Source organism: Neisseria sp. HMSC03D10 (genome assembly GCF_001807625.1).
Lineage (GTDB): Bacteria > Pseudomonadota > Gammaproteobacteria > Burkholderiales > Neisseriaceae > Neisseria > Neisseria mucosa.
In genome coordinates this window covers 11,285-17,531 of the sequence record NZ_KV789498.1, presented here as the reverse complement: position 1 = coordinate 17,531, position 6,247 = coordinate 11,285, and the positions used below count along the sequence as shown (strand labels likewise).

Below are 6,247 nucleotides of genomic sequence, written 5' to 3'. Positions count from 1 at the left end.
CGAGGCAACGCCGTACTGGTTTAAAGTTAATCACTATATCTTTACTTTTATTCCCACTCGATCGTAGCAGGCGGTTTGCCGCTTACATCGTAAACCACGCGGTTGATGCCTTTGACTTCGTTGATGATGCGGTTGGACACGCGGCCGAGCAGCGAGTACGGCAGTTCTGCCCAGTGTGCGGTCATGAAGTCGCTGGTGATGACTGCACGCAGTGCGACGACATAGTCGTAAGTGCGCCCATCGCCCATTACGCCGACAGATTTGACGGGCAGGAACACGGCGAAGGCTTGGCTGGTCAGGTCATACCAAGATGTGCCGTTTTCGTCGGTAGTGTTGCGCAATTCTTGGATGAAAATGTCGTCCGCTTGACGCAATAAGTCGGCGTATTCTTTTTTCACTTCGCCCAAGATACGCACTCCCAAGCCGGGGCCTGGGAACGGATGGCGGTACACCATTTCGCGCGGCAAGCCCAAAGCGACGCCCAGTTCGCGCACTTCGTCTTTGAACAAGTCGCGCAACGGTTCAAGCAGCTTGAGCTTCATGTTTTCGGGCAGACCGCCGACGTTGTGGTGCGATTTGATGGCGTGGGCTTTTTTGGTTTTCGCGCCTGCGGATTCGATTACGTCGGGGTAAATCGTGCCTTGCGCCAGCCATTTGGCGCTAGTGAGTTTTTTCTCTTCAGCATCAAATACTTCGATAAATTCCGCGCCGATGATTTTGCGTTTTTTCTCAGGATCGGTAACGCCGGCGAGTTTTGCCATGAATTGCTCTTCGGCATCGACATGAATCACTTTCACGCCCAAGTTGCGGGCGAACATATCCATCACCATTTTGCCTTCGTTCAGGCGCAAGAGGCCGTGATCGACGAACACGCAAGTTAGTTGGTCGCCGATGGCGCGGTGAATCAGCGCGGCGGCTACGGAAGAGTCCACGCCGCCCGACAGACCCAAAATCACTTCGTCGCTGCCGACCTGTTCGCGGATTTTGACAACGGCTTCTTCGATGTAGTTCGGCATCGTCCAGCTCGGTTGCGCGCCGCAAATGTCCAAGACAAAGCGGTTCAACAGGGCGCGACCTTGTTTGGTGTGGGTCACTTCGGGGTGGAATTGGATGCCGTAGAATTGTTTTTCAACGTTTTCCATCATGGCAATCGGGCATGACGGAGTATCGCCGATAACGGCAAAGCCATTGGGCAGTTTGGATACTTTATCGCCGTGGCTCATCCATACGTCCAGCGTATTCGGCGCGTCGTCGTAAATATCGCGGGTCAGTTCGCTATCGATGGTTTTGACTTGCGCGTAACCAAATTCACGCTGGTTGCCGGGCTGAACTTCGCCGCCCAAGTGGTGCGCCATAAACTGCATTCCGTAGCAGATACCCAAAACCGGAATACCCAAATCGAAGATGCCGGTATCGGCTTGATAATCGGATTCGTAAACGGAATTGGGGCCGCCGGAGAGGATGATGCCTTTCGGATTGAAGGCTTTGATTTCGTCCAAAGGCATGTCGAAGGAATGCAGCTCGCAGTAAACATGAGCTTCGCGCACGCGGCGGGCGATAAGCTGGGTAACTTGCGAACCGAAGTCGAGGATGAGGATTTTGTCTTGGGTCATGGCGGGAACTTTGCAGAGTGATAGGGAACGGTCTGACTGTTTCAAAACGGGATTCCGATAACAAAACAGGTCGTCTGAAAACGGCGGATTATACCATTTTCAGACGACCTTTGCAGAGAGAGGGGCTTAGTTATCCTGCTGTTTATGCTGCTTATAAGGCACCATATCGCTGCGCGAAAGCAGCAGCAGGCAGCCCAGCACCATCATTCCCAAAGCAACCAGCGGCGAATAGCCGAGCCAATATTGATTGTGCAGATATACCGCCGCACCGATATACACCAGCAGCGGGCCGGAAACGATAGACTGCTTGTTGAAACCGTCCATCACCAAAACCGCAATCCCCGCCAGCACCATACCGGCGGACACGATGGTCGAAGTTGCGGGCAGGATGTCCGTCGTTTTCAAAAACCAAACAGCACCGAAGATAATCAAAAACAGCGGCAGGAAAAGCGAAGAGCGGGACATGGCGTTACTCCGTAAAATTTCAGACGACCCTGATTATTGGGTCGCAGGGGTCGTCTGAAAAGCCTGAAGAAAGCAATCTTGGGTATGTTTTTGCAAACATAGGGCTTGATGTGTAAAAAGCAGATACAAGTTTGCAGCAGTATCGGCACCCGGCGTTCCATTCACGCTGTTATCAGCCTCAGCGCACATTTTTCATCAAACGTTGTTTTTCGCGTTTCCAGTCGGCTTCTTTCAGGCTTTGGCGTTTGTCGTGTTGTTTTTTACCCTTCGCCAGACCGATTTCCATTTTGATTTTGCCGCGCGTAAAGTGCAGGTTCAACGGGACGATGGTGTAACCCGCGCGCTCGGTTTTGCCGATGAGCTTGTTGATTTCGGATTGCTTGAGCAAAAGCTTGCGCGGACGGACGGGGTCGGGTTTGACATGCGTCGAGGCAGTCGGCAGCGCGGTAATATGGCAGCCGACCAGATAAAAAGCGTCTTTTTTCCAGTAGATATAGCTTTCTTTCAGCTGCACCCGCCCGGCGCGGATGGCTTTGACTTCCCAACCTTCCAATACCAGGCCGGCTTCGAGTTGGTCTTCGATAAAGAAGTCGTGAAAGGCTTTTTTATTATTGGCAATACTCATAATTCTATTCTTGTCTTCTGTCTTTTCAGACCGGCTATTTTAACAGGATGCGGGGGTAGTGCGAACTGCTTCTCAAACCGACTGTATTTTCCAGCCTCTTCCGCTTTTCAATCTTTAAACGTATGCCGCTCTATACGGCAAATTATAGTGGATTAACTTTAAACCAGTACGGCGTTGCCTCGTCTTGCCGTACTAGCTGTACTGTCTGCGAGCCTTGTCCTGATTTAAATTTAATCCACTATAAAATCAGAAACACCAGACTACCCTAGCCTCACATTCGTATAGTATGGCAAAGTGAAATAGAAAATCCCCAACCTATCGCCCTTCCCCTCTCTTCCTAAAAAGCAAAAGAATAGGCTGGCATTTTGCTTCATACTGATTTTCGTAAGAAGCATATCAAATGTACCACACGCTCCTCGATGAGGGTCGTCTGAAACTGGGAATAGGTTTTCAGACGACCTTTCATGTTGCTGTCCGTTAATTTTCCGCATCGCGGCAGATTTCGATGGCTTCCTGAAGGCTGGAAACGCCGAAGATTTTTAGATTCGGAAACTCTTTTGCGTTGCGCGGCATATTGGCTTTGGGGACGATGGCGCGTTTGAAACCGAGTTTTTCCGCTTCTTTGAGCCGCTCTTGTCCGCGTGCGACGGGGCGGACTTCGCCGCTTAGTCCGATTTCGCCGAAGGCGACCATTTTTTCTGGCAGCGGGCGGTTGCGGAAGCTGGAGAGCATGGCGAGGATGACGGCGAGGTCGGCGGCGGGTTCGCCGATTTTGACGCCGCCGACGGCGTTGAGGAACACGTCTTGGTCGAAGCAGGCGATGCCGCCGTGGCGGTTGAGGACGGCAAGCAGCATGGCGAGGCGGTTTTGTTCGAGGCCGACGGTGAGGCGTTTGGGGGTGAAACCGTGCGCATCATCGACCAATGCCTGAATTTCGACCAGAAGCGGGCGGCTGCCTTCCTGCGTCACCAAAACGCACGAACCCGGGGTGTCGTCGCGGTAGCTGGCAAGGAAGATGGCGGACGGATTGGACACGCCTTTCAAACCGTTTTCCGTCATGGCGAATACGCCCAATTCGTTTGCTGCGCCGAAGCGGTTTTTGATGGCGCGTATCATGCGGTAGTTGGAATGTTGGTCGCCCTCGAAATACAGCACGGTATCGACCATGTGTTCCAGCACGCGCGGACCGGCAATCGCGCCGTCTTTGGTCACGTGTCCGACCAGTATCATGGCGATGCCCATTTGTTTTGCCATGCGCGTCAGTTGGGCGGCGCATTCGCGCACCTGCGATACGGAACCTGGGGCGGAAGTGATTTGGTCGGAATACATGGTTTGGATGGAGTCGATGACGACGACTTCGGGCTGATGCTGTTTCAACGCCGTCTGAATCGCTTCCATGCGGATTTCGGCAAGCAGGTTTACGCCTTCGGTCGGCAGTTCCAAACGCTGCGCGCGCAGGGCGACCTGTTGGGCGGATTCTTCGCCGGAAACGTACAGCACTTTGCGGCTTTGCGCCATTTTGGCGATGGTCTGCAACAGCAGTGTGGATTTGCCGATGCCGGGGTCGCCGCCGAGCAGGATGACCGCGCCATCGACCAAACCGCCGCCCAATACGCGGTCGAGTTCGCCCATGCCGGTCGGATTGCGCGGCACTTCGGTGGCGGTAACGGCGGAGAGGGATTGGACGGTCGAGGTATCCGCCGCCCAAGATTGGAAGCGGGCGTTTTTCGGTTCGGGCGCGGCCAGGCTTTCCTGAAGCGTGTTCCACTCGCCGCAATGCGGGCATTTGCCTTGCCATTTCGGGGAAGTGCCGCCGCATTCGGTGCATTGGTAGATGGTTTTGGGGGCTTTTGCCATGATGTTTTCCCTATGGTTTTTTGAAGTGTGAAAAGGTCGTCTGAAAACTGATAGCGTTTTCAGACGACCTTTTTTCAAGGATTCCGACTGAGCTTATTTGCTTTCGTCTTTACCGTCTTTCTTGTCTTTTTTCGGAGCCGGTTTTTTCGCCGCCAAACCTAAAGACTTCTGCCATTCGGCTGGATTTTTCACCAAATCCAAGGCTTTGCGGAGCTGGTCGTCTTTGGCTGGATTAGGAATACGACGGCTGGAGAGGTCTTCGTCTTTCTCTTTGTCCTTGCCTTTTTTGGACTTGGCGTTTTCGTCGGCTTTCGCGGCTTCGTTTGAATCAGGCGTGCTGATTTCGTTGCTGCTGTTGACGTCTTCGCCGCCGAGCGGGTTGCCGATGTGTCCGGCGAGGTCGGCTTCGCGGCTTTCAAAGGCGCGGTCTTTGTCTTTGACTTCGACGTCGGGAACGATGCCTTGCGCTTGAATCGAGCGGTCGTTCGGCGTGTAGTACAGTGCGGTGGTCAGTTTGACTGCGCTGCCGTTAGACAGCGGAATCAGGGTTTGAACCGAGCCTTTACCGAAACTTTGCGTACCGACAACGACGGCGCGTTTGTGGTCTTGCAGCGCGCCTGCGACGATTTCGGAAGCGGAGGCGGAACCTGAGTTAATCAACACGGTCATCGGGATGGTTTTCAACTCGGCAGGCAGATCTGCCAGCGGGTCTTTGCCGCTCACGCGGATATAGTCTTCGGGACGGGCTTTCAATACCGAGCTTTCTTTGCCGTCGCGTCCTTTGGTGCTGACGACTTTTGCATCTGCAGGCAGGAAGGCGGCAGACACGCCGACCGCGCCGTCAAGCAGACCGCCCGGGTCGTCGCGCAGGTCGAGGACGAGGCCTTTGAGCGGAGCGCCTTTATTTTCTTTAATCAATGCCTTGGCGGATTCATTGATGGCTGCCACGGTGCGCTCTTGGAATTGGGACACGCGGATGTAGCCATAGCCCGGTTCGAGCAGGTGGTGGCGGACGCTTTTGACTTTAATGATGGCGCGGGTCAGGTTGACGACGATGGGTTTATCCGCATTTTTGCGCGAAAGGGTCAGGGTGATTTTGGTACCCGGTTTGCCGCGCATTTTTTTCACGGCTTCACTGGTGGTCAGACCGCGTGTGGAAACGTTGTCGATTTTGACGATGAAGTCGCCGCTTTTCACGCCTGCGCGCTCGGCAGGCGTATCCTCAATCGGGGCAACGACTTTGATAAATCCGTCTTCCTGCCCGATTTCCATACCCAAGCCGCCGAATTCGCCGCTGGTAGATTCTTTCATATCGGCAAAGCCTTTTTTATCCAAATACTCGGAATGCGGGTCGAGGTCGGATACCATGCCTTTCATCGCGCCTTCAAAGAGATCGGCATCGGATTTGTCTTGGTAATAATTGGCTTTGATCTGTCCGTAAACTTCCGCCATGTTGCGGATGGATTGTACGGGCAGGGTTTCGTTGTCTTTTTTGTCTTTTTCGGCGGCAAAGCTTTGAACGCTCAAGCTGAGGGCGACGCCGCTGAATGCACCGAGTGTGTAGAGTGCGACTTTTTTCAAAGTGGATGTTGACATTATGAATGGCTTTCTTTTTGTATAGTGGATTAACTTTAAACCAGTGCGGCGTTGCCTCACCTTAGCTCAAAGAGAACGATTCTCTAAGGTG

At 53.4% G+C, this 6,247-nt stretch carries 4 protein-coding genes and 1 pseudogene; all 5 read right to left on the bottom strand.

Features of this window, described 5'->3' with window-relative positions; genetic code table 11:
* Nucleotides 1-47: 47 nt before the first annotated feature.
* On the bottom strand, nt 48-1,613 hold the full coding sequence (guaA, locus tag HMPREF3066_RS02020) for a glutamine-hydrolyzing GMP synthase (RefSeq protein WP_070440120.1): 1,566 nt from the start codon (nt 1,611-1,613) through the stop codon (nt 48-50).
* Between the two features lie 126 nt (nt 1,614-1,739).
* On the bottom strand, nt 1,740-2,078 hold the full coding sequence (locus tag HMPREF3066_RS02015) for a LiaF transmembrane domain-containing protein (RefSeq protein WP_070440116.1): 339 nt from the start codon (nt 2,076-2,078) through the stop codon (nt 1,740-1,742).
* A 178-nt stretch (nt 2,079-2,256) separates the two neighbouring features.
* Nucleotides 2,257-2,715, bottom strand: a pseudogene (gene smpB / locus HMPREF3066_RS02010) (SsrA-binding protein SmpB); the annotation flags it as partial.
* A 465-nt stretch (nt 2,716-3,180) separates the two neighbouring features.
* Entirely contained in the window at nt 3,181-4,560 is a 1,380-nt protein-coding gene (gene radA / locus HMPREF3066_RS02005; protein ID WP_060975197.1) for a DNA repair protein RadA, read from the bottom strand.
* Nucleotides 4,561-4,653: 93 nt separating this feature from the next.
* Nucleotides 4,654-6,156 carry a S41 family peptidase gene (locus HMPREF3066_RS02000; RefSeq protein ID WP_039406871.1) on the bottom strand — a complete coding sequence of 501 codons (1,503 nt, stop codon included), beginning with the start codon at nt 6,154-6,156 and terminating at the stop codon, nt 4,654-4,656.
* Nucleotides 6,157-6,247: the final 91 nt, after the last annotated feature.